Genomic DNA, 22,260 nt, shown 5'->3' on the forward strand with positions numbered 1-22,260 from the left:
TGTGGGGATCAGTTCTTTTCAGGCGGGAAAATGAGATTCAGCACGATAGCGGTAATACCGCCCGCGGCGATGCCGGAAGAGAGCAGGTTTTTCACCCAGTCCGGGGCAAACTGCAAAATCATCGGCTGCTGGGAGACGCCAAGTCCTACGGCGAGAGACAGCGCAATAATCATGATTGCGCGGCGGTTCAGCGGCTCGCGGGAGACGATACGCACTCCGGAGGCCGCGATGGTACCGAACATGACCAGCGTCGCGCCGCCCAGGACCGGCTCAGGGATGTGCTGCACAAACCCGCTCACCGCCGGGAACAGGCCGAGGACCACCAGCATCAGCGCCACCACGAAGCCCACGTAGCGGCTGGCCACGCCGGTCAACTGGATCACGCCATTGTTCTGGCCGAAGCAGGAGTTCGGGAATGTGTTGAACACCGCCGAGACAAACGAGTTCAGTCCGTTCGCCAGCACGCCGCCTTTCAGACGTTTCATGTACAGCGGGCCGGAGACCGGCTGCTCGGACACGTCGGAGGTGGCAGTGATATCGCCAATGGTTTCCAGCGAGGTGATCATAAAGACCAGCATCAGCGGCAGGAGCAGACTCCAGTCAATGCCCAGGCCGTAGTAGAGCGGCGTTGGCACGGTAATCAACGCGCTGTTGGTTGGGGTGGTGTTTTCCGGCAGCATGCCCAGCGCCCACGCCAGCAGGTAACCGGCCGCCATGGCGATCACCAGCGAAGCCACGCGCAGGTACGGGTTACGCTGGCGGTTAAGCAGAATAATGATCGCCAGCACCACGCCTGCCAGCAGCAGGTTTTTCGGCGCGCCGAAGGTATGGTCGCTCATTGCCGCGTAGCCGCCCCCGATGGAGGTCAGACCCACCTGAATCAGCGACAGGCCGATAATCATCACCACCACGCCGGAGACCAGCGGGGTGATCACCCGGCGCGCAAGGTGCAGAACGCGGGAGATGATCATCTCTGTGCAGCTTGCCAGCATCAGGGTGCCGAATAGCGCCGCCATCATCGTCGGGACATCTGCGCCGCCGGTTTTCAGTGCCGTACCGCCCATGATCAGCGGCGCCACAAAGTTAAAGCTGGTGCCCTGAATCGACAGCAACCCCGAACCCACCGGACCCCAGGCTTTAATTTGAATGATGGAGGCTACACCGGAAGCGAACAGAGACATACTGATGATGTGTTGCGTATCCTGCGCCGGTAACCCCAGCGCCTGACAAATCAGCAGAGCCGGCGTGATGACCGCAACGAACATCGCCAGCAGATGCTGGCAGGCGGCAAACAGGGTTTGAGGTAGCGGGGGACGATCTTCAAGGCGGTAAATCAGTTCACTGTTTTGCTTCTGCGCAATCGGTTGCGCATCAGCAGACTCCAGAGTGTTAACAGACATCGGCGGCAATCCCACGGTGGAAAAGCGGGCATTTTAGCTGACCACCTGGTAAAAGCAAACGATTGCCAGCAAAAAAAAGAGAGAAAATCTGCCGGTGTGAGCAGGTTTTCTACAACGAACAGGAAAAAAAAATTACACTTTTCGCGCCGGCGGCTCATGACGAGCATCACCCGGCCCAGGATAACGCCGCGTGTGTATGGAACACGCGCATAACAGGAGCCTTTTATGATTCATCTCGATACGTTGTCGACCCTTGTTGCCGCAACGCTGGTTCTTCTGCTTGGTCGCAAGCTGGTACACAGTGTTTCCTTTCTGAAAAAGTACACCATTCCTGAACCTGTAGCCGGTGGATTGCTGGTGGCGCTGGCCCTGCTGGTACTGAAAAAAAGCATGGGCTGGGAAATTGATTTTGATATGTCCCTGAAAGATCCGTTGATGCTGGCCTTCTTTGCCACTATCGGCCTGAACGCTAACCTCGCAAGCCTGCGTTCGGGTGGCAAGGTGCTGGGCGTGTTTTTGATTGTCGTGGTGGGCCTGCTGCTGATGCAAAACGCCATCGGCATCGGTATGGCGTCGCTGCTGGGGCTGGATCCGCTGATGGGTCTGCTGGCGGGGTCGATTACCCTGTCAGGTGGCCACGGAACGGGCGCGGCGTGGAGCAAGCTGTTCATCGAACGCTATGGCTTTGAAAACGCAACGGAAGTGGCAATGGCCTGCGCGACCTTTGGCCTGGTGCTTGGCGGGCTGATTGGCGGCCCGGTGGCGCGCTATCTGGTGAAACATTCCACTACGCCGGAAGGCAGACCAGACGATGAAATGGTGCCGACCGCGTTCGAAAAACCGGACGTTGGTCGCAGCATCACCTCGTTGGTGATGATTGAAACCATCGCCATGATTGCCATCTGCCTCACCGTGGGCAAAATCGTTGCGCAATGGCTGGCGGGAACGGCTTTCGAACTGCCAACCTTTGTCTGCGTGCTGTTTATCGGGGTGATCCTGAGCAACGGTCTGGCGCAGATGGGCTTCTACCGCGTCTTCGAACGCGCGGTGTCCGTGCTGGGTAACGTCAGCCTGTCGCTGTTCCTGGCGATGGCGCTTATGAGCCTCAAGCTGTGGGAGCTGGCCTCGCTGGCGCTGCCGATGGTGGCGATCCTGGCGGTACAGGCCGTGTTTATGGCGCTGTATGCCATCTTTGTTACCTGGCGCATGATGGGCAAAAACTATGATGCGGCGGTACTGGCTGCGGGTCACTGTGGATTTGGTCTGGGAGCGACACCAACGGCCATCGCGAATATGCAGGCGATCACCGAACGGTTCGGCCCGTCGCACATGGCGTTTCTGGTGGTGCCGATGGTGGGCGCATTCTTCATTGATATCGTCAACGCGCTGGTCATTAAGCTCTACCTGATGCTGCCAATGTTTGGCTGATCGTCAGGCGTTGGAATACCGCTCGGTTTCCGGCATCCAGCGTTCAATTAACGCTGCCGCCTGTTCGGGGTAGCGTTCATGAATATGACGCGCTAGGCGTTGTACTTCGGGGATCATGGCCTGATCGCGCAGCAAATCCGCCACTTTAAATTCGGCGTTACCCGTCTGACGCGTGCCCAGCAGTTCACCCGGGCCGCGGATCTCCAGATCTTTTTGCGCAATGACGAAGCCGTCATTGCTGTCGCGTAACACCTGCAAACGCATCTGCGCGGTTTTCGACAGCGGGGCTTTGTAGAGCAGCACGCAGTGAGAGGCGATCGCGCCACGGCCCACGCGGCCTCGTAGCTGGTGGAGCTGCGCCAGGCCCAGACGCTCCGGGTTCTCAATAATCATCAGGCTGGAGTTCGGCACATCCACGCCCACTTCGATAACCGTGGTCGCAACGAGTAAGTGCAGCTCGCCCTGTTTGAACGACTGCATCACCGCCTGCTTCTCGGCAGGCTTCATGCGCCCGTGAACCAGACCGACGTTCAACTCTGGCAGGGCGAGCTTTAACTCTTCCCATGTGGCTTCGGCAGCCTGCGCTTCCAGCAGCTCAGACTCTTCAATCAGGGTACAGACCCAGTAAGCCTGACGCCCTTCCTGCGTACAGGCGTTGCGCACGCGGTCAATGATGTCGCTGCGGCGCGTGTCCGGAATGGCGACCGTCGTCACCGGCGTACGGCCCGGCGGCAGCTCGTCGATGGTGGAGGTATCCAGATCGGCATAGGCCGTCATCGCCAGGGTGCGCGGAATCGGCGTGGCGGTCATGATCAGCTGATGCGGGTGGAAGCCCTGTTGCAGACCTTTCTCCCACAGCGCCAGACGCTGATGAACACCAAAGCGGTGCTGTTCGTCGATAATGACCAGCGCCAGGCCGTTAAACTGCACCTGTTCCTGGAAAATGGCGTGCGTGCCGACAATCATCTGCACCTGCCCGCTGGCAATGGCTTCCTGCTGTGCAAGACGTGCTTTGCCCTTCTGCTTCCCGGCCAGCCAGCCCACTTCGATCCCCAGTGGGGCGAACCAGTTACGGAAATTGTTGGCGTGCTGCTCGGCCAGCAGTTCTGTCGGCGCCATCAGCGCCACCTGCTTGCCGTGGGCGATAGCGCGTAAAGCGGCCAATGCGGCAACCAGCGTTTTCCCGGAACCCACGTCGCCCTGCACCAGGCGCATCATCGGCACATTCAGCGCCATATCGCGTTCAATCTCGGCGGTAACCCGCGCCTGTGCGCCGGTGGGTTTAAACGGGAGTGAGGCCAGCAGCTTATCTTTGAGTTCATCACGCTGGCTTAATGGCTGCGCGTGGAAACGCTGCGCACCTGCGCGCAGGGCCAGCATGCTCAGGTTGTGAGCCAGTAATTCCTCAAGGATAAGACGCCGTTGGGCGGGATGTTTACCGCTTTCTAAATCAACGAGCTGAAGCGTTGGCGGCGGACGGTGCAGGGTGCGCAACGCCTCCGGCAGGCTCATCATGCCCTGCGCAAGCTCCGGCGGCAGCAGCTCGTTAATGGCGCAGGTATCCAGCAGTTCCAGCGCCTGGTCGGTGAGCTTGCGCAGCGTAGCCTGCTTAATGCCTTCGGTGGTTGGGTAGACCGGGGTGAGCGTCTCCTGTAGCTCAGGTGAGCTGAGATCGCCCTGCACGCGGTATTCCGGGTGGATCATCTCCGCGCCGTATTTGCCCCGTTTGGCTTCACCGTACGCAAGTACGCGTCGTCCGGTGGCAAGGCTGTTTTTCATCGCCGCATTGAAGTTGAAAAAGCGCATGGTGAGAATGCCGGTGCCGTCGCTGATCTGGCAGGTCATCATCCTGCGTCCGCCAAAGGTGATGTTGCAGTTCAGCACTTCCCCTTCAACGGTGGCGTAAATAGCGGGCAGCAGATCGCCAATTTTATAAAGTTGAGTACGGTCTTCGTAACGCAGGGGGAGGTGGAGCAGGAGATCCTGCACGGTGTGCAGGCCAATCTTCGCCAGTTTACTGCTTTGTGCCGCGCCCACGCCCGTCAGGCTGTTGAGCGGTATGGCGTCCAGCAGGCGGCCTTTCATGATTTACCCTGCGTACTGCATGGTGGACCACCACTCGGCATCGGCTTCAATTTCGCCCTGCGCGTTGACGTGGGGGTAAGGCAATTTCTTCTGCTTCGCAACGCGAGCCAGCACCGGATAGCCACCTTCAAACAGCAGGCGCTGCTGCTCCTCTTCCGGCAGCATGCTGTTGCTGCGCTCGTACATTCCGGCATTCTGACGCTGGCGCTGCGCTTCATACAGGATCAGCGCTGAGGCGACCGACACGTTGAGTGACTGGACCATGCCGATCATCGGAATGATGATGTCCCGGTCAGCCAAATCCAGTGCTTCCTGCGTGATCCCCGTTTTCTCCTGGCCCATTAAAATGCAGGTCGGACGGGTGTAGTCGATCTCACGGAAATCCACGGCTTTAGCAGAGAGGTTGGTTGCCAGAACCTGCATGCCACGCCCTTTCAGGTGCGAGACCGCTTCACCAATGGTCTGGTGAGTTTTCACGGATACCCAGCTGTTGCTGCCTGCGGCGGTGGAGGCCATGGTACGCATACGTGCGCCTGGCCAGACGGCGTGGACTTCATGCACGCCGACGGCATCTGCGGTGCGGACGATAGCAGAAACGTTATGAGGTTTATGGACCTGCTCCATGCAGACCGTCAGATCAGGCTGACGCCTGGCGAGCATTTCGCAGATTCGCTCGTAACGTGTTGAATTCATAATGCTAGTTTCGGTTACGGGTGACTTTAATGACATCCGGCATCACGCGGATCTTGCGCATAATATTGGCCAGATGTACGCGGTCACGGGCGGTCAGGCGAATAAAGGCGCTGTAAACGCGGCCATCTTTTTCTTCAGTATTCAGGCTCTGAATGTTTGACGAGGCCGTGTTGATCGCTGCCGTCAGGTTCGCCAGTGCACCCTGGTGGTTAAACATATCCACCTTGATTTCAGTGATAAATTCCTGCGCTGTCTCTTTATCCCATTCGACCGCCATGAACTTCTCAGGCTCTTTCTGATAGCCACGGATGTTACGGCAAGATTCGTGGTGGATCACCAGCCCTTTACCTGGGCTGACGTGCGCAATAATCGGGTCGCCCGGGATAGGGCGGCAGCATTTGGCGAAGGTGATGAGCACCCCGTCAGCGCCTTTGATTGGCAGGTGACCATGATTTTGCGCGTTAGCAGGAACGGCTGTCGTTTCGCCCTGTTGCAGGTTCTTCGCCACGACCACGCTCATGGCGTTTCCGAGGCCAATCTCTGCCAGCAGGTCATCCAGCGAGGCGAGCTTCATACGCTCCAGCTCATGCTGAATGTTTTCTGGTGGGATCTCTGCCAGTTTGCGGCTGCCACCCAGCGCGTGATTGAGCAGACGACGCCCCAGGCTAACGGAGTCGTCGCGCTTGAGATTTTTCAGCAGCTGGCGGATTTTTGCGCGCGCTTTTGAGCTCACGACAAAGTTCAGCCAGGCGGCGTTAGGACGTGCGCCCGGCGCGGTAATAATTTCGACAGTCTGCCCGCTGAAGAGCGGCTGCGACAGCGGATAAGGCTGCCTGTCGACGCGGGCACCCACGCAGGCATGGCCGATATCGGTATGCACGGCGTAAGCGAAGTCGACCGGCGTCGCGCCCGCAGGCAGTTCGACAATGCGCCCTTCCGGCGTGAAAACGTAAATCTCATCCGGGAAGAGATCGGATTTAACGCTCTCGATAAATTCAAACGAGCTACCTGCACTCTGTTGCAGCTCCAGCAGGCTCTGCATCCAGCGCTGGGCGCGGATTTGCGCGGTGGTGCTGCTTTCGCCGCCGTGCTCTTTATAAGCCCAGTGCGCCGCGACACCCATTTCCGCCATCTGATCCATGTCTTCGGTACGAATTTGCACCTCAACCGGAACGCCGTGCGGGCCAATCATCGAGGTGTGCAAAGACTGGTATCCGTTCGCTTTTGGAATGGCGATGTAATCTTTGACGCGCCCCGGACGTGGCTTGTACAGGCTATGCATCTGCCCCAGCACGCGGTAGCAGGTGTCCGAGTCGTGGACGATGACGCGGAACGCGTAGATATCCATGATCGAGTGAAAACGCTGCTCCTTGAGCACCATTTTGCAGTAGATAGAGTACAAATGCTTTTCGCGACCGCTGACGCGGCACGGAATACCGGCTTCCTGCAAGCGCCCTTCGATTTCAGAGAGGATCTTTTGAATCATCTCTTTACGGTTACCGCGAGCGGCTTTCACCACCTCTTTAATCACGCGATAGCGGTTCGGGTATAACGCTTCAAAACCCAGCTCTTCCAGCTCGGTTTTAATGTGATGAATACCTAAACGGTGCGCCAGCGGACTGTAGATTTCGAGGGTTTCACGGGCGATGCGGCGACGTTTATCCGGGTGAAGTGAGCCCAGCGTGCGCATATTGTGGGTGCGGTCAGCAAGTTTGATGAGAATGACGCGGATATCCTGCACCATCGCCATGATCATCTTGCGAAAGTTTTCGGCCTGCGCCTCTTTCTTATCGCGGAATTTCAGCTTATCAAGCTTAGAGACCCCTTCCACCAGCTCGGCAACGCTTTTGCCAAACAGCTGTTCCATGTCCTGGTAGGTGGCAGGGGTATCTTCAATCACGTCATGCAGCAGGGCGGCCATGAGCGTTTCGTAGTCGAGTTTCATCTCGGCCAGAATACAGGCCACCGCTACCGGGTGCGTGATATAGGGTTCACCGCTTGAACGTGTCTGGCCCTCGTGAGCGTCACGTGCAACGAGATACGCCTGCTGAAGACGCTTAATCTGGTCTTCAGGCAGGTAGGTTTGAATCAGTTGATTCAGGCTTTCAAACAGATACAAGGGCGACCCGCAGGTTTAATTAACGACGACCTTCAGCAATGGCGGTTACGGCCTGCAGTTCTGCGGCTTCCTGCTCTTGCTGCTCCTGGCGCTCACGCACGTCGAGGATCTGGTTGTTGATCAGACCTTCTTCGATTTCGCGAAGTGCAATAACGGTGGTTTTATCGTTTTCTTCCGGTACCAGCGGATCTTTACCGCCTACCTGCATCTGACGAGCGCGACGCGCGGCGACCAGTACCAGGTCAAAACGGTTACCAATTTTCTCTACAGCGTCCTGAACAGTTACGCGTGCCATACTTAAAATGCTCCACAGGTGAAGAAATGACTGGGCATGATACTGAAAGTGGGTTCAGTCTGCCAACAGTTTGGTGATTAATGCGTCATGTCGCTGCTTCTGGCGGCTCATACGCAGACGTTCTGCGCGAAGGATAGTTTTGAGATCGCTCAGCGCGGCATCAAAATCATCATTCACAATAAGGTAATCATATTCCGCGTAATGGCTCATTTCTGCAACAGCCTGTGCCATACGCTTCGCGATAACTTCTTCGCTGTCCTGGCCGCGACCCCGCAGGCGGCGATCCAGTTCATCTTTCGATGGCGGTAGAATAAAAATACTGCGCGAATCAGGCATTTTCTTACGAATTTGCTGCGCGCCCTGCCAGTCGATATCCAGGAACACGTTCACGCCGGTCGCCAGAACCTGCTCAATGGTTTCACGCGAAGTACCGTAGTAGTTACCGAATACTTCTGCGTGTTCAAGAAACGCGTCTCTGCCAATCATCGCTCTGAATTCGTCGTGATTCACAAAGAAATAGTGTTCACCGTGCACCTCACCCGGACGCGGTGCACGCGTGGTGTGAGAAACAGAAACCTGTGTATCGTACAGCGGTTGGGTTTTTAACAGTGCCTGAATAAGGCTGGATTTACCCGCGCCACTAGGGGCAGAAACAATATAAAGCGTGCCTTGAGCCATGAGAGTCTTTTGTATGTGTTAACGAAGAAGTCCTACATACGGGCTTATTATACACGTCGCCGCTGTGTGACGTAGCCTTTGTCACACTTTTTCCCGTGGATGATTAAATTTTGCGTGCCGTTTTCAGGTTTTGTCTGCGGTTTGCAGCAACAAAAAGAAACGCTGGATAACGCCTCGTAAAGCGTAACGTTGCCATTCGCGTCGTTTTCAATACCGGGTTATACCTCCTCCAACGCAAAGGAGGGGTAATAATGTGGCGATGGATAAGCGGGTTTGCGCTGTTGTGGTGTAGCACCGGGTTAGCGGTATGCCCGGTATGGTCGCAGGCAAAAGCAGAAAAGGAAATTGTAGCGCTGAGCGCGCAGATCAAACGCTGGGACGATGCTTACTGGAAGCAGGGAGTCAGTGACGTTGATGACGGGGTTTACGATCAGCTTAACGCGCGGTTGAACCAGTGGCAGCGCTGCTTTGGTCATGTCTCTTCCGAAGAGAGACCGCCACCTCTGACAGGTAGTGTGACACACCCGGTTGCGCATACGGGCGTGCATAAGGTTGCCAGTAAAGCTGAGCTCAGCCAGTGGATACGAGCCCGGCAACATCTCTGGATGCAGCCCAAAGTGGATGGCGTGGCTGTGACGCTGGTGTACCAGGGCGGGAAGCTTGTCCGGGCCATTAGCCGTGGCAACGGTGTGAAAGGTGAAGACTGGACGGCGCAGGTTCGATCAATCCCCTCTGTTCCGCAAAACCTGTCCGGCCCCCTGGCAAATAGCGTCTTACAGGGTGAACTGTTCTGGATTCATGAAAACCACATCCAGCGTCAGATGGGGGGGATGAACATGCGGGCAAAAGTGGCGGGCGCCATGATGCGTCATAACGATAGCGCACTTCTCAGGCAGCTCGGCGTGTTTATCTGGGCCTGGCCGGATGGACCTAAAGAGATGCAGGTATCTCTGGATGCGTTGTCAAAAGCCGGGTTCACCCTGACGGCGCGTTATACGCTGCCCGCCGCGTCTGTGAATGCGGTCGAAGCGCAGCGTTCAGCGTGGCATACAACAGCATTGCCCTTTGCCACGGACGGCATTGTGGTGCGTTCAGTGGATGAACCCGCGGGCGACGGTTGGTTACCCGGTGAAGGCCGTTGGGTTGTCGCATGGAAATATACGCCTGTCGCTCAGGTTGCTGAAGTGCGAGGGATACAGTTTGGCGTCGGGCGAACGGGCAAGGTGTCCGTTGTAGCCGAACTGGATCCAGTAAAGCTTGATGATAAACAGGTGCGGCGGGTGAGCCTGGGGTCGGTCACACGCTGGCAGCGGCTGGATATTGTTCCCGGCGATCAGGTTCTGATAAGCCTCGCCGGGCAGGGGATCCCCCGATTCGATCGAGTTGTCTGGCGGGGAGCGAACAGGGAAAAACCAGAACCTCCGGCCCTGCAGTACCACTCGCTGACCTGTTTTTATGCCTCACCAGCGTGTATGGAACAGTTCTTTGCCCGGTTGACGTGGCTTAGCTCAAAACAAGGGCTAGGGATCGAGGGGTTAGGCGAGGCGGGCTGGCGAACGCTTCATCAGACGCATCGTTTCGAGCATATTTTTTCGTGGTTAACACTGACGCAGGCGCAGCTACAGTCCACGCCTGGCTTTTCCGCCGGGCGCGGGTTATCGCTCTGGCATCGTTTTAATATTGTGCGCAAACAACCTTTTATTCGCTGGGTCACAGCGATGGGGATCCCGCTGACAAAAGCCACGCTGAATGCGGTTGGGGCGGCGTCGTGGCAGGCGCTGAATCAGCGGAGCGCCGCTGACTGGCAGGCTCTGCCGGGAACAGGTGAAGAGAAGGCGCAGCAGGTCGTTAACTGGCTGCATGCGCCTCCCGTTGATAGGCTGGCAAGGTGGCTGGCTGAGCAGCACATTAACGGGTTCTGACATTAATGCGCGTTGTGCTTGTAATGAAAAACCGGCAGGCCAAGCTTCATACGCAATGCCAGCATACGCGCCGTGAAACCAAACAGCAGCGTGGAGATAACCACCACATCGTGGTTGGTGACATAGTGCTGCAAGGCGACATAAAGCACTGCCGCGGCAAAGGAGATGCCGGCGTACAGTTCCTTCTGGAAAACCAGCGGGATACGTTTGCAGAACATATCCCGCAGCACCCCGCCAAACACGCCCGTGATCACCGCCGCAATGGTGGCGATAACCGGGCCTTCACCCATATCGAGAGCAATTTGTGCGCCAATGATGGAAAAAACAATCAGCCCAAGCGCATCCAGTACCAGGAACAAGCGGCGCAGATGAGGCATCACCGGGGCTACAATCGTGGTTAGCACGGCTGCCGTTGCCACGATAATGACGTACTCAGGGTTTTTAACCCAGCCGAGCGGATAATGGCCAAGCAGGATATCGCGCACGGACCCGCCGCCGAGCGCAGTGGCCGTGGCAATAATGATCACGCCGAAGGTGTCCATTCGGCGACGTCCGGCGGCAAGCGCGCCGGTCATGGCTTCAGCGGTAATGCCAATAAGATAGAGAATGTGAAGCAGCATAAACCCTCCGGAATGAAGTGGAGGAGGTTAGCGATTTGTGCGCAAGATCACGATTGAGATTTTCTAAGGCGAGGGGATTTGCCCTACACAAATTTATCAACGCATGGCAGACGGGCTTGTGATAAGGCGGGAGACAAAGAAAGTAAGGATAAATATGGATTAGAAAAAGTAATGGGTGATGTGCCAGACACCACCCTGAAAGGTATTACTCGATATTCTGGATCTGCTCGCGCATCTGCTCAATCAGGACCTTCAGTTCAATTGCTGAATTGGTCACCTCTGCATTGATAGACTTAGACGCCAGCGTGTTCGACTCGCGGTTGAACTCCTGCATCATAAAGTCGAGACGGCGGCCTACCGCTTCTTTCTTCTTCAGGATGTTGTAGGTCTCTTTAACGTGCGCTTCCAGACGATCCAGCTCTTCAGCCACGTCTACACGCTGCGCCATCAGCACCAGCTCTTGTTCCAGACGGTTGTTTTCCAGCTGAACTTCCGCCTCTTCCAGTTTGGCGACAAGTCGCTCACGCTGCCATTGCAGCACTTCTGGCATATGCGCGCGCACTTTAGCCACTTCGGCGCTCACGCCTTCAAGGCGTTGCTCAATCATCGCTTTCAGCGCCTGGCCTTCGGTTTCGCGGGCAACGATAAAGTCATCCAGCGTGCCGTCGAGTGCAGCCAGGATCTCAGCGGTAATCGCGTCCAGATCCTGCTCTCCGGCGGCCATCACGCCAGGCCAGCGCAGAATATCAACCGGGTTGATCTCGCCTTCATCGCTTTGCATTTTGACCCAGTTCGCCGCATTAACCAGCTGTTTTGCCAGCTTTTCGTTCAGGATCAGTTCGCCCTGTGCACTGGCATCGGGCTCAAAACGCAGGTTACATTCCACTTTCCCGCGGGTCAGACGCGTACGGATACGCTCACGCACCACAGGCTCCAGGCTGCGGAACTGTTCCGGCATACGGAAATATGTTTCCAGATAGCGCTGGTTTACCGAGCGCATTTCCCAGGTAGCGCTACCCCAGCTACCCTTGATTTCACGCCGGGCGTAGGCGGTCATACTGCGGATCATAGACATTCCCGTTTTTAAAGGAGAGATGGGGGGATTATAGCTTTCAGGGGCTTCTCAGGATAGGAATAAGCGTCCTTTATCCGTATAATGCGCAGCCACATTCGTTTCAAGCCGGAGAATCCATCATGCGTCCAGCAGGTCGTAGCGCCAACCAGGTGCGTCCCGTCACCCTGACCCGTAACTATACAAAACACGCTGAAGGCTCCGTGCTGGTTGAGTTTGGTGACACCAAAGTGCTTTGCACCGCGTCCATCGAAGAGGGCGTGCCTCGCTTCCTGAAAGGTCAGGGGCAGGGGTGGATCACCGCCGAATACGGTATGTTGCCGCGCGCAACCCATACCCGTAATGCCCGTGAAGCGGCAAAAGGTAAGCAGGGCGGCCGTACTATGGAGATCCAGCGCCTGATCGCACGTGCGCTCCGCGCCGCGGTTGACTTAAAAACGCTGGGTGAGTTCACCATCACGCTGGACTGCGACGTGATCCAGGCCGATGGCGGCACGCGTACGGCCTCCATTACCGGTGCCTGTGTGGCGCTGGCAGATGCGCTGAACAAGCTGGTTGCCGCCGGTAAGCTGAAAACCAACCCAATGAAAGGGATGGTTGCTGCTGTCTCCGTTGGTATTGTTAACGGCGAAGCGCTTTGCGATCTGGAATACGTTGAAGATTCTGCCGCAGAAACCGACATGAACGTGGTGATGACCGAAGATGGTCGCATCATTGAAGTGCAGGGCACGGCAGAAGGCGAGCCATTCACTCACGAAGAACTGCTCACCTTGCTGGCGTTGGCCCGAGGGGGTATTGAATCTATTGTAGCGACGCAGAAAGCGGCGTTAGAAAATTGATTTTAAGGCGACCAATGAGTCGCCTTTTTTTTGCCTGTAAGACTGAAAAGACAAAGGAGCAAATCCATGAAATCGTATCAGCGCCAGTTTATTGAGTTTGCGCTTAACAAGCAGGTACTTAAGTTTGGCGAGTTCACGCTGAAATCCGGTCGTAAAAGCCCGTATTTCTTCAACGCCGGGCTGTTTAATACCGGGCGCGACCTGGCACTGTTAGGCCGCTTCTATGCCGAAGCGCTGGTAGATTCCGGGATTGATTTCGATCTGCTGTTTGGCCCCGCGTACAAAGGCATTCCAATTGCAACCACCACGGCGGTGGCGCTGGCGGAGCACCATGACCGCGACGTACCGTACTGCTTTAACCGTAAAGAGGCCAAAACCCACGGTGAAGGCGGCAATCTGGTCGGCAGTGCGTTGCAGGGCCGCGTGATGCTGGTGGATGACGTGATCACCGCAGGCACCGCGATCCGTGAATCGATGGAGATTATCCAGGCTAACGGTGCAACGCTTGCGGGTGTGCTGATTTCGCTTGATCGTCAGGAACGCGGGCGTGGCGACATCTCTGCTATTCAGGAAGTGGAACGCGATTATGGCTGCAAAGTGATCTCTATCATCACGCTGACAGACCTGATTGCATATCTGGAAGAGAAGCCTGAGATGGCGGATCACCTGGCGGCGGTAAAAGCGTATCGCGAAGAGTTCGGGGTTTAATTGCGTTGCCCGGTGGCGCTACGCTTACCGGGCCTACCTGTTCGTAGGCCGGATAAGGCGAAGCCGCCATCCGGCGATGGCGTTACTGTAATTGTGCTGCCACTAACGGCCAGCGGGCGTCAAAATCGTCCGTTGGTCGATATTTAAACTCGCTGCGCACAAACCGGGAGAGCATCCCTTCGCAAAATGCCAGGATCTGGCTTGCCAGCAGCGTCTCATCCGTATTATATCCCTCACCTTCCCGCATTTTCTTCTCGCGCAGAACCTGACGAAGCTGGGCTTCGATACGCTCAAAAAGCTGGTTTATACGGCCTTGCAGACGATCCTGTTCAAACATCAGCGCGTGGCCGGTAAGAATACGGGTCAGACCCGGGTTACGTTCACCAAAGCCCAGAATCAGCAGCACAATCAGACGCAGACGCGTGCAGGTGTCTTTTTCATCCTTCAGAATCAGGTTGATGCGCGTGATCAGGCTATCTTCGATAAACTCGATCAGGCTGTCGAACATCCGGGTTTTGCTCGGGAAATGACGATACAGCGCCGCCTCTGACACGCCCACAGAGGCCGCCAGCTTGGCGGTGGTGATGCGTTGACTGCCGTCGCTGGATTCAAGCATCAGAGCCAGAGATTGAAGTATTTCTTCGCGACGATTCCTTTTCGCGGTTTGTTTTTCTGCCATGTTACAAAATACCCCTGAAAATAAGCACTTGTCAGGCTGGCAACCACACAGCGACCCGCAAACTGACGTTTGCGGTTTGTTATTGCATTATGGCGCTGTGAGATGCGTGTTTGTCGGGCGGTTATTTGCGCCCGGAATGGCCGAAGCCGCCTTCGCCACGGTCGGTAGCGTCGAAGTCTGCCACCAGGTTAAATTCTGCCTGCACCACCGGTACAAACACCATCTGCGCGATACGCTCGCCCGGTTCAATGGTGAAGCTGTCCTGGCCACGGTTCCAGACGGATACCATCAGCTGACCCTGATAGTCAGAGTCGATCAGGCCGACCAGGTTACCCAGCACGACGCCATGCTTATGGCCCAGGCCAGAGCGCGGCAGGATCACCGCTGCCAGTGACGGGTCAGCAATGTGAATCGCCAGCCCGGTCGGGATCAGGGTCGTTGCACCCGGCGCCAGTTCTACGGCGTCATCGAGACAGGCGCGCAGGTCAAGACCGGCAGAGCCGGAGGTGGCATACGTTGGCAGCGGAAATTGCTCGCCAACGCGCGGGTCCAGAATCTTAACGTCGATTTTTTTCATCATAACGGGTAACGATCTCGTCCAGTAATTGTTGGCCCAGGAGTTCTTTGCGCTCAAGCGGTAAGACTTTATCTCCATCCTGCCAGAAAAGGTGCAATGCGTTGCTGTCGCTGTTAAATCCTTGCGTGGACAGCGATACGTCGTTCGCGCAAATCAAATCGAGGTTTTTGCGGGTACGTTTTTGCCGGGCATATTCTTCCACATTATTCGTTTCTGCGGCAAACCCAACAACGTAAGGACGATGAGTTTTCAATGCGGCGACACCGGCAACGATATCCGGGTTCTTCACCATTTTTATTGTTAATTCATCACCTTGCTTTTTAATTTTGGCGTCGGCAATGGTTTCGGCGCGGTAATCAGCGACGGCCGCACAGCCGATAAAAATATGCTGCTGTTGAGCATGCGCCTGTACGGCGGCTTCCATTTCCAGCGCGGTAGTTACATCAATACGCCGCACAAACGCAGGGGTGGTAAGCGACACCGGGCCGCTCACCAGCGTCACGTTCGCGCCTCGTTTGGCTGCCGCGGCAGCAATCGCAAAGCCCATTTTGCCGGAGCTGTGGTTGGTGATGTATCGCACCGGATCCAGCGGCTCGCGCGTGGGGCCCGCGGTAATCATGATGTTGAGATGTTGCAGATCGTTGACAGGCGAGAAATGGGCGGCGGCCATATCAACAATCGTCAATGGGTCGAGCATACGCCCTGGCCCCACGTCGCCACAGGCCTGGCTGCCGCTCTCCGGTCCCCAAATTAGCAGGCCGCGCGAGGCCAGCGTATCCAGATTATGCTGGGTAGCGGCGTTGCGATACATCTGCTGGTTCATTGCGGGTACAACCGCGACGGGCGCAGGCGTGGCGAGGCAAATGGTCGTTACCAGATCGTTCGCCATCCCGGCCGCCACGCGGGCAATTACATCTGCCGTGGCGGGGGCAAGGATAACCAGATCGGCCCATTTCCCCAGCTCAATATGGCCCATTGCGGCTTCGGCTGCCGGGTCGAGAAGGCTGTCGGATACCGGGTATCCCGAGACGGCTTGCAGGCTCAGCGGGGTGATAAAGGCTTTGCCGCCTTCGGTGATCGCGACCCGTACGTCGGCCCCGCGCTCGCGCAAACGGCGCACCAGGTCTGGCGTTTTATAGGCAGCAATACCGCCGCTGACGCCAAGAACGATTTTTTTACCGGCCAGGCTCATCATGATTCTTTCCTGTTGGGTTTCACCAGAGAGCGGGCATTTTATCACAATCCCTAAAACGGGGTGATGATGTCCTCAATTCACTTTGCGAGGCGCTACGCAAGAACGAAACGCCAGCGTCGAGCCCCGAATTTGCCTGTGGCAGCATAATGGCAAACAGAAGGAGGCCGGGCATGGAAGAGACTGAACTGCTGCTACCGCGTGAAAAAATGCTGCGCCATGGCGTCACGTTGTTAAAGGACGACGAGCTGCTGGCGCTCTTTTTACGCACAGGCACGCCGGGGAAAACGGTATTTACGCTGGCGAAAGAGCTGATAGAGCATTTCGGCTCACTGTATGGATTGTTGACCGCCGAGCTGGAGGCGTTTACGCACGTTGAGGGTATTGGCGTGGCGAAATATGCCCAGTTACGGGGCATTGCCGAGCTGGCCCGGCGATTTTACAACGTGCGTATGGAGGAAGAAGACCCGATCCTCACCCCCGATATGACCCGCGAATTTCTGCAAAGCCAGCTTTCCGATCTGGAGCGGGAGATCTTTATGGTGATCTTTCTCGACAACAAAAACCGGGTACTGAAACATACCCGCCTTTTTTCGGGAACATTGAGCCACGTTGAGGTGCATCCGCGTGAAATTGTGCGGGAAGCGATAAAAGTGAATGCAGCCGGCGTGATCCTCGCGCATAATCACCCCTCTGGCTGTGCAGAACCAAGCAGAGCTGACAAAGCAATTACCGAACGTATTATCAAATGCTGTCAATTCATGGACATTCGTGTGCTGGACCATCTGATAATTGGCCGCGGAGAGTACATTTCTTTTGCCGAACGTGGCTGGATTTAGGCCTTTTCTCGCGATCCATCGGGATCTTTGTCTGTTCGGGACTTGAGCACACCGCCGAGTCAGCGTATACTACGCCACCTTTGAGAATCTCGGGTTTGGCATTTGGGCCTGGCAATCGAGAGTTCAATAGAACTATGCGATGACCGGGCTGTAAAGCCTGACGAGGCGCCGATACCCCATACGAAGCTCGAGCTAATTTGATTTTTGGAGAATAGACATGTCCCGAGTCTGCCAAGTTACTGGCAAGCGTCCGGTGACCGGTAACAACCGTTCCCACGCACTGAACGCGACTAAACGCCGTTTCCTGCCGAACCTGCACTCTCACCGTTTCTGGGTTGAGAGCGAGAAGCGTTTTGTCACCCTGCGCGTATCTGCTAAAGGTATGCGTGTAATCGATAAGAAAGGCATCGATACAGTTCTGTCCGAACTGCGTGCCCGTGGCGAAAAGTACTAAGTACTTAAAGAGGAAATAAATCATGGCTAAAGGTATTCGCGAGAAAATCAAGCTGGTTTCTTCTGCTGGTACAGGTCACTTCTACACCACCACGAAGAACAAACGTACTAAGCCGGAAAAACTGGAACTGAAAAAATTCGATCCAGTTGTACGCCAGCACGTACTGTACAAAGAAGCTAAAATCAAATAATTTTAGTCTCCTTGTATTGAAAAACCCCGCAACTGCGGGGTTTTTTGCATTCTGCATCTCAACGGAGGAACCATGCCTGAATTACCTGAGGTAGAGACCAGCCGCCGCGGCATTGAGCCCCATCTGGTTGGCGCGACTATTCTTCATGCTGTCGTTCGCAACGGGCGTCTGCGCTGGCCGGTGTCCGATGAGATCCACGCGTTAAGCGATAAACCCGTCCTGAGCGTACAGCGCCGCGCGAAATACCTGCTGCTGGAGCTGCCTGACGGCTGGATCATTATCCATCTGGGCATGTCGGGAAGCCTGCGCATCCTCACCGAAGAGTTGCCTGCGGAAAAGCACGACCACGTTGATCTGGTGATGAGTAACGGCAAGGTGCTGCGTTACACCGACCCGCGTCGCTTTGGTGCATGGCTGTGGACCAAAGAGCTGGAAGGGCACAACGTGCTGGCGCATCTTGGACCTGAGCCGCTCTCAGAGGCGTTTAACGCAGATTATCTCAAAGAGAAGTGCGCGAAAAAGAAAACCCCGATTAAACCCTGGCTGATGGATAACAAGCTGGTCGTGGGCGTGGGGAATATCTATGCCAGCGAATCGTTGTTTGCCGCCGGGATCCATCCCGATCGGCTGGCCTCTTCGCTGTCTGCGCAGGAGTGCGAGCTGCTGGTCAGAGTGATTAAAGCGGTACTACTGCGCTCAATTGAGCAGGGCGGGACGACGCTGAAGGATTTTCTGCAAAGCGACGGGAAGCCGGGCTATTTTGCGCAGGAGTTGCAGGTTTATGGTCGTAAGGGGGAACCGTGCAGAGCATGCGGGACGCCGATTATTGCCACGAAGCACGCTCAGCGCGCCACGTTTTACTGCCGTCAGTGCCAGAAGTAGGGTTACTTTAACTTTTCCATCAACGCCTGGTGGACGTTAACCGGCAGAAAGTGGGTAACGTCCCCGCGATGGCGCGCCACCTCTTTCACCAGCGAAGAAGAGATGAAGGACCACTCTTTGGAGGGCATCAGGAATACGCTCTCCAGCTCCGGCATCAGATGGCGGTTCATGTGCGCCAGCTGCATCTCATATTCGAAGTCTGCTACCGCGCGAAGACCGCGGATCAGGATATTGGCCTGCTGGGCACGGGCAAAGTTTGCCATCAAATCGCTGAATCCGACGACCTCAACATTCGACAAATGCGAAATCGCATCGGTGGCAAGCTGCACGCGTTCGTTCAGGTCGAACATCGGCTTTTTGCTCGGGCTGGCGGCAATGGCCAGAATCACCTTGTCGAACATACACGCCGCACGGGTGATGATATCAAGATGACCGTTAGTGATCGGATCGAAGGTACCCGGATAAATCGCTTTTGTGCTCATGGCTCACGTTTTCTCTGAGTAGCCGCGGTTCAGCGCCCACAGCTCGGTGTATTTATTGAAAGTATACTGGGCATTCACTACCGCCAGTAACCAGCCCTGTTTGCCGTCCAGCACGCCGCCACGTAGCAGCAGCGTTTTCAGAAACGCGCCCAGCGTGTGGGTGAAGATGCCGGTCAGCGTGGCCTTCTTGCCGCGCGCATGCCGCTCCTGTGCCCAGGCGGTGGCATAGTTCAGCTGTTTCCGCTGGAAGCTGGCGAAATCGCGGCAGGTCAGATGAAGCAGATCGCCCGTCAGGGGGATGACCTGAGCGTTATCGCAGGCCAGAGACTCATGGACCAGGTTGTCGTTGTACTGATAACGCTCGCGGGCATAGAGGCGCATCACGCGGTCGGGGTACCAGCCGCTGTGGCGCATAAAGCGGCCCAGGAAATAGTTACGACGCGCGATACTGTAGACCGCGCCGGGCTGTGGCGCGGCAAGCACCGTTTGAATGGCCTGTCGGAGTTCCGGGGTGACGCGCTCATCGGTATCGATCATCAACACGTAATCGCCTGTGGCGTAACCCTGCGCACGCTGACGCTGAATACCGTAGCCCTGCCAGTCGGTGTCGGTAAAGACTTTTGCCCCGGCTGCACGGGCAACGTCCGCCGTATTGTCCGTACTTCCGGAATCGAGAATGACGATTTCGTCAGCCCAGGCAACAGAGGCCAGGCAATCCGGAAGCAGGTCGGCGGCGTTTTTGGCGATCATCACGACCGACAGACGCGTTGACATTAGTGGCTCCGCTGCGGCAGGTAAGGTTGCAAAAGTTGCAGCAGACGGGTCAGTGCGCCCTGGTTCTGATGCAGGACTTCAACGGCGTGACGACCGTACCACAGGCGGTAATCTTCGTCAGTCAGAAGGGTTGAGACCTCTTTGACCACCGAGTCCGCATCGGTCACGGTGATTAAGCCATCGGCTTGCTGCAATTTCGCGCAGATATCTTTGAAGTTAAACGTGTGTGGACCCATCAGCACGGGAATGGCGTGGGCTGCCGGCTCCAGCGGGTTATGACCACCGCGCTCCACCAGGCTTCCGCCAACGAAAGCAAGATCGGCAATCCCGTACAGCAGCATCAGTTCGCCCATCGTATCGCCAATCACCACCTGCGTGCTGCCAGAGGGGATTTCGCCGCTGCTGCGCAGGGTGAAGCTGAAACCGCCTTTTTGCACCATCTCCCGGGCATCTTTAAAACGCTCAGGATGGCGAGGCACCAGAATCAGCAGTAAATCAGGGAATTTTTCCAGCAGCTGGCGGTGAGCCTGAAGAATAATGGCCTCTTCGCCGTCATGGGTGCTGGTGGCAATCCAGACCTGGCGACGCGGCGCCCACTGACGACGCAGCGTTACCGCACGGGCGGCGAGTTCAGGGGTGACGGAAATATCGAACTTCAGGCTACCCGTGACCGCAAGCTGGTTGCGCTTCAGGCCGAGGGCGATAAAGCGCGCGGCATCTTCTTCGTTCTGCGCGGCGATCAGCGTAATTTTGCTGAGCAGGCGACGCATAAATTTACCCAGCTTGCCGTACCCTTTCGCCGAGCGTTCCGACAGACGCGCGTTGGCGATAACCAAAGGAATTTTACGGGCATGCAGGGCGGAAATCATATTCGGCCACAGTTCAGTTTCCATGACGATCACCAGTTTAGGGCGAACGGTATTCAGGAAACGGTTCATGGCGCAGGGGAGATCGTACGGCAGGTAGACGTGATGCACGTCTTTACCGAAGGCAGACATCACGCGCTCTGAGCCTGTTGGCGTCATCGTGGTGACGGTGATGGGCAGTGACGGATAACGGTGGCGTAAGGCACGCACCAGTGGAATGGCGGCCAGCGTTTCCCCGACTGACACGGAATGCAGCAGAATACCGTCCGGCGCCACTTTATTGCGGCAGTAGCCATAGCGTTCGGCCCAGCGTTTACGGTACGCAGGCGCTTTACGGCTACGAAGCAACAGTCGCAGCCACACCAGTGGCTGAATGATGTAGAGCAGGGCGGTATACAACAATTCCAAGCGATTATCCGTTTTTTTAGTTTCGGCCGGGAAATTCTAAGCATTTAAGCGTGCTAAAGCTATCTCTTATGCCAGATACCGTTTTAAACGGAAGTAGCGTCGGCCCAGGCGCCAGCGCAAACGCGGGCTTTTGGCACTTTTCCAGATGAGCTTCCAGATCCCGGTGTCGAAGAACTCTTTGATTATCATTGATTTCTTCGCTTCATCCTTCATGTTGTCGAAGGTATGAATAATTCCCAGACCCTCTTTGGCGATTTGCCAGTGACAGGCCGGGATATTTTTCACTTTATCCGGGTAGCGCTGGTTAATGGCATCTAGCATCTTCAGGATCTTCATGTAATGGCGCGCTGAGCGAATCAGCGTGTCGTCATTATCCGGGGTGTGCGATACCGAGGCGGAGTGAATGTAGTAGTCGTAAAAGCGTTCGCTGGTGTACTGAACGCGTTCTGCAGCAAGCAGCACCTCAGTCGTCCACGGGATATCCTGATGGCGCAGGCCAGGCTCGAAACGAAAGCCGTGCTGACGAATAAAATCGTGACGATAGATATTCAGCCAGGTCACATGCAGGAACTTACGTGAATCCAGCGCCTTTTTTAACCATGCCGCGCCATTCATGACGCCCGTTGAGGCGAGCTTATCTTCAGGGAAGATAGGGCGAGACGGTTTTTTGTTATTTTCCCAGACGTAGTTGCCATTGCAGGTGGCGACATCCAGGTTCTGCGTGACGGCCATATCCAGCAGACGCTGGTACATGCCGGGTTTGAAGACATCATCAATATCCGGGAAAGAGAGATATTGGCCGGTCGCAATGGCCAGGCCGGTATTACGCGCGATGGACACGCCCTGATTAGGTTGTTCAATAACCTGCATCTGTGGCAGCTGTTCGCGCCATTTTTCGACAATCTGCATCGAGCGGTCAGTGGAGCCGTCATTCACGATGATGACTTCCATACTGTCCATGTGTTGATTTACAAGGCAGGTAAAGAACTGATCGAGAAAAGCTTCACCGTTATAAACGGCAACCACCACGCTTAATATAGGCGCTGAATTTTGCATAT

At 56.0% G+C, this 22,260-nt stretch carries 23 protein-coding genes; 8 read left to right on the plus strand and 15 right to left on the minus strand.

Features of this window, described 5'->3' with window-relative positions; genetic code table 11:
• Positions 1–8: 8 nt before the first annotated feature.
• The gene (gene xanP / locus ACOT0L_RS03925) at positions 9–1,400 is read right to left on the minus strand and encodes a xanthine/proton symporter XanP (protein WP_015570053.1); all 1,392 of its coding nucleotides are present in this window, start codon (positions 1,398–1,400) and stop codon (positions 9–11) included.
• 225 nt (positions 1,401–1,625) lie between these two features.
• Between xanP and gltS the strand changes: the two genes are divergently transcribed.
• Positions 1,626–2,828: a sodium/glutamate symporter gene (gene gltS, locus ACOT0L_RS03930; RefSeq protein WP_006812438.1), complete on the plus strand. Its 1,203-nt coding sequence runs from the start codon at positions 1,626–1,628 to the stop codon at positions 2,826–2,828.
• A 3-nt stretch (positions 2,829–2,831) separates the two neighbouring features.
• On the opposite strand, the gene recG is transcribed toward gltS, so the two are convergent.
• The 5 genes from recG to gmk are packed head-to-tail and all read right to left on the minus strand — an operon-like array spanning position 2,832 to position 8,698.
• The gene (gene recG, locus ACOT0L_RS03935) at positions 2,832–4,913 is read right to left on the minus strand and encodes an ATP-dependent DNA helicase RecG (protein ID WP_126502777.1); all 2,082 of its coding nucleotides are present in this window, start codon (positions 4,911–4,913) and stop codon (positions 2,832–2,834) included.
• Positions 4,914–4,916: 3 nt separating this feature from the next.
• Positions 4,917–5,606: a tRNA (guanosine(18)-2'-O)-methyltransferase TrmH gene (trmH, locus tag ACOT0L_RS03940; RefSeq protein ID WP_032622047.1), complete on the minus strand. Its 690-nt coding sequence runs from the start codon at positions 5,604–5,606 to the stop codon at positions 4,917–4,919.
• 4 nt (positions 5,607–5,610) lie between these two features.
• Positions 5,611–7,725 (minus strand): bifunctional GTP diphosphokinase/guanosine-3',5'-bis pyrophosphate 3'-pyrophosphohydrolase, encoded by a 2,115-nt coding sequence (gene spoT / locus ACOT0L_RS03945; protein ID WP_126502778.1) that lies wholly within the window; start codon positions 7,723–7,725, stop codon positions 5,611–5,613.
• A 19-nt stretch (positions 7,726–7,744) separates the two neighbouring features.
• The gene (gene rpoZ, locus ACOT0L_RS03950) at positions 7,745–8,020 is read right to left on the minus strand and encodes a DNA-directed RNA polymerase subunit omega (protein WP_000135058.1); all 276 of its coding nucleotides are present in this window, start codon (positions 8,018–8,020) and stop codon (positions 7,745–7,747) included.
• Positions 8,021–8,074: 54 nt separating this feature from the next.
• On the minus strand, positions 8,075–8,698 hold the full coding sequence (gene gmk / locus ACOT0L_RS03955; protein ID WP_006177710.1) for a guanylate kinase: 624 nt from the start codon (positions 8,696–8,698) through the stop codon (positions 8,075–8,077).
• Positions 8,699–8,949: 251 nt separating this feature from the next.
• On the opposite strand from gmk, the gene ligB reads away from it, so the two are divergent.
• Complete coding sequence (gene ligB, locus ACOT0L_RS03960) at positions 8,950–10,620, plus strand: NAD-dependent DNA ligase LigB (RefSeq protein WP_126502779.1); 1,671 nt, start codon at positions 8,950–8,952, stop codon at positions 10,618–10,620.
• Positions 10,621–10,622: 2 nt separating this feature from the next.
• Here ligB and ACOT0L_RS03965 read toward each other — a convergent pair whose 3' ends face one another.
• Positions 10,623–11,240, minus strand: coding sequence for a trimeric intracellular cation channel family protein (locus ACOT0L_RS03965; protein WP_126502780.1), 618 nt, complete (start codon positions 11,238–11,240; stop codon positions 10,623–10,625).
• A gap of 205 nt (positions 11,241–11,445) precedes the next feature.
• Positions 11,446–12,309 carry a YicC/YloC family endoribonuclease gene (locus ACOT0L_RS03970; RefSeq protein ID WP_003860907.1) on the minus strand — a complete coding sequence of 288 codons (864 nt, stop codon included), beginning with the start codon at positions 12,307–12,309 and terminating at the stop codon, positions 11,446–11,448.
• Between the two features lie 125 nt (positions 12,310–12,434).
• Here ACOT0L_RS03970 and rph point away from each other — a divergent pair, with 125 nt between their 5' ends.
• Together rph and pyrE are read left to right on the plus strand one after the other, a co-directional pair.
• Positions 12,435–13,151 carry a ribonuclease PH gene (rph, locus tag ACOT0L_RS03975; protein WP_015570044.1) on the plus strand — a complete coding sequence of 239 codons (717 nt, stop codon included), beginning with the start codon at positions 12,435–12,437 and terminating at the stop codon, positions 13,149–13,151.
• A gap of 66 nt (positions 13,152–13,217) precedes the next feature.
• Positions 13,218–13,859 (plus strand): orotate phosphoribosyltransferase, encoded by a 642-nt coding sequence (gene pyrE, locus ACOT0L_RS03980; protein ID WP_023305206.1) that lies wholly within the window; start codon positions 13,218–13,220, stop codon positions 13,857–13,859.
• Between the two features lie 82 nt (positions 13,860–13,941).
• On the opposite strand, the gene slmA is transcribed toward pyrE, so the two are convergent.
• The 3 genes from slmA to coaBC form a co-directional block, all read right to left on the minus strand.
• Positions 13,942–14,538 (minus strand): nucleoid occlusion factor SlmA, encoded by a 597-nt coding sequence (gene slmA / locus ACOT0L_RS03985; RefSeq protein WP_126502781.1) that lies wholly within the window; start codon positions 14,536–14,538, stop codon positions 13,942–13,944.
• A 121-nt stretch (positions 14,539–14,659) separates the two neighbouring features.
• Positions 14,660–15,118 carry a dUTP diphosphatase gene (gene dut, locus ACOT0L_RS03990; RefSeq protein WP_015570042.1) on the minus strand — a complete coding sequence of 153 codons (459 nt, stop codon included), beginning with the start codon at positions 15,116–15,118 and terminating at the stop codon, positions 14,660–14,662.
• Positions 15,096–16,307 carry a bifunctional phosphopantothenoylcysteine decarboxylase/phosphopantothenate--cysteine ligase CoaBC gene (coaBC, locus tag ACOT0L_RS03995; protein ID WP_087878399.1) on the minus strand — a complete coding sequence of 404 codons (1,212 nt, stop codon included), beginning with the start codon at positions 16,305–16,307 and terminating at the stop codon, positions 15,096–15,098. Before coaBC ends, dut begins: the two co-directional genes overlap by 23 nt.
• Positions 16,308–16,480: 173 nt before the next feature.
• Between coaBC and radC the strand changes: the two genes are divergently transcribed.
• From radC to mutM, 4 genes are all read left to right on the plus strand, one after another.
• Positions 16,481–17,146 carry a RadC family protein gene (gene radC / locus ACOT0L_RS04000; protein WP_022646621.1) on the plus strand — a complete coding sequence of 222 codons (666 nt, stop codon included), beginning with the start codon at positions 16,481–16,483 and terminating at the stop codon, positions 17,144–17,146.
• Between the two features lie 217 nt (positions 17,147–17,363).
• Positions 17,364–17,600: a 50S ribosomal protein L28 gene (gene rpmB, locus ACOT0L_RS04005; RefSeq protein ID WP_002436699.1), complete on the plus strand. Its 237-nt coding sequence runs from the start codon at positions 17,364–17,366 to the stop codon at positions 17,598–17,600.
• Positions 17,601–17,622: 22 nt separating this feature from the next.
• Positions 17,623–17,790 carry a 50S ribosomal protein L33 gene (gene rpmG, locus ACOT0L_RS04010; RefSeq protein WP_003024094.1) on the plus strand — a complete coding sequence of 56 codons (168 nt, stop codon included), beginning with the start codon at positions 17,623–17,625 and terminating at the stop codon, positions 17,788–17,790.
• Between the two features lie 72 nt (positions 17,791–17,862).
• Positions 17,863–18,672, plus strand: a complete 810-nt coding sequence (mutM, locus tag ACOT0L_RS04015; protein WP_003860879.1) for a bifunctional DNA-formamidopyrimidine glycosylase/DNA-(apurinic or apyrimidinic site) lyase — start codon at positions 17,863–17,865, stop codon at positions 18,670–18,672.
• A gap of 2 nt (positions 18,673–18,674) precedes the next feature.
• On the opposite strand, the gene coaD is transcribed toward mutM, so the two are convergent.
• The 4 genes from coaD to ACOT0L_RS04035 form a co-directional block, all read right to left on the minus strand.
• Entirely contained in the window at positions 18,675–19,154 is a 480-nt protein-coding gene (gene coaD / locus ACOT0L_RS04020; protein ID WP_022646622.1) for a pantetheine-phosphate adenylyltransferase, read from the minus strand.
• Between the two features lie 3 nt (positions 19,155–19,157).
• Positions 19,158–19,928 (minus strand): glycosyltransferase family 2 protein, encoded by a 771-nt coding sequence (locus tag ACOT0L_RS04025; protein WP_003860875.1) that lies wholly within the window; start codon positions 19,926–19,928, stop codon positions 19,158–19,160.
• Positions 19,928–21,202: a lipid IV(A) 3-deoxy-D-manno-octulosonic acid transferase gene (waaA, locus tag ACOT0L_RS04030; RefSeq protein WP_003860874.1), complete on the minus strand. Its 1,275-nt coding sequence runs from the start codon at positions 21,200–21,202 to the stop codon at positions 19,928–19,930. Before waaA ends, ACOT0L_RS04025 begins: the two co-directional genes overlap by 1 nt.
• A gap of 66 nt (positions 21,203–21,268) precedes the next feature.
• Positions 21,269–22,258 carry a glycosyltransferase gene (locus ACOT0L_RS04035; RefSeq protein WP_126502782.1) on the minus strand — a complete coding sequence of 330 codons (990 nt, stop codon included), beginning with the start codon at positions 22,256–22,258 and terminating at the stop codon, positions 21,269–21,271.
• Positions 22,259–22,260 lie beyond the last annotated feature (2 nt).

The sequence above is a fragment of the Enterobacter cloacae complex sp. XAL002 genome (assembly GCF_049236805.1).
Taxonomy (GTDB): domain Bacteria; phylum Pseudomonadota; class Gammaproteobacteria; order Enterobacterales; family Enterobacteriaceae; genus Enterobacter; species Enterobacter intestinihominis.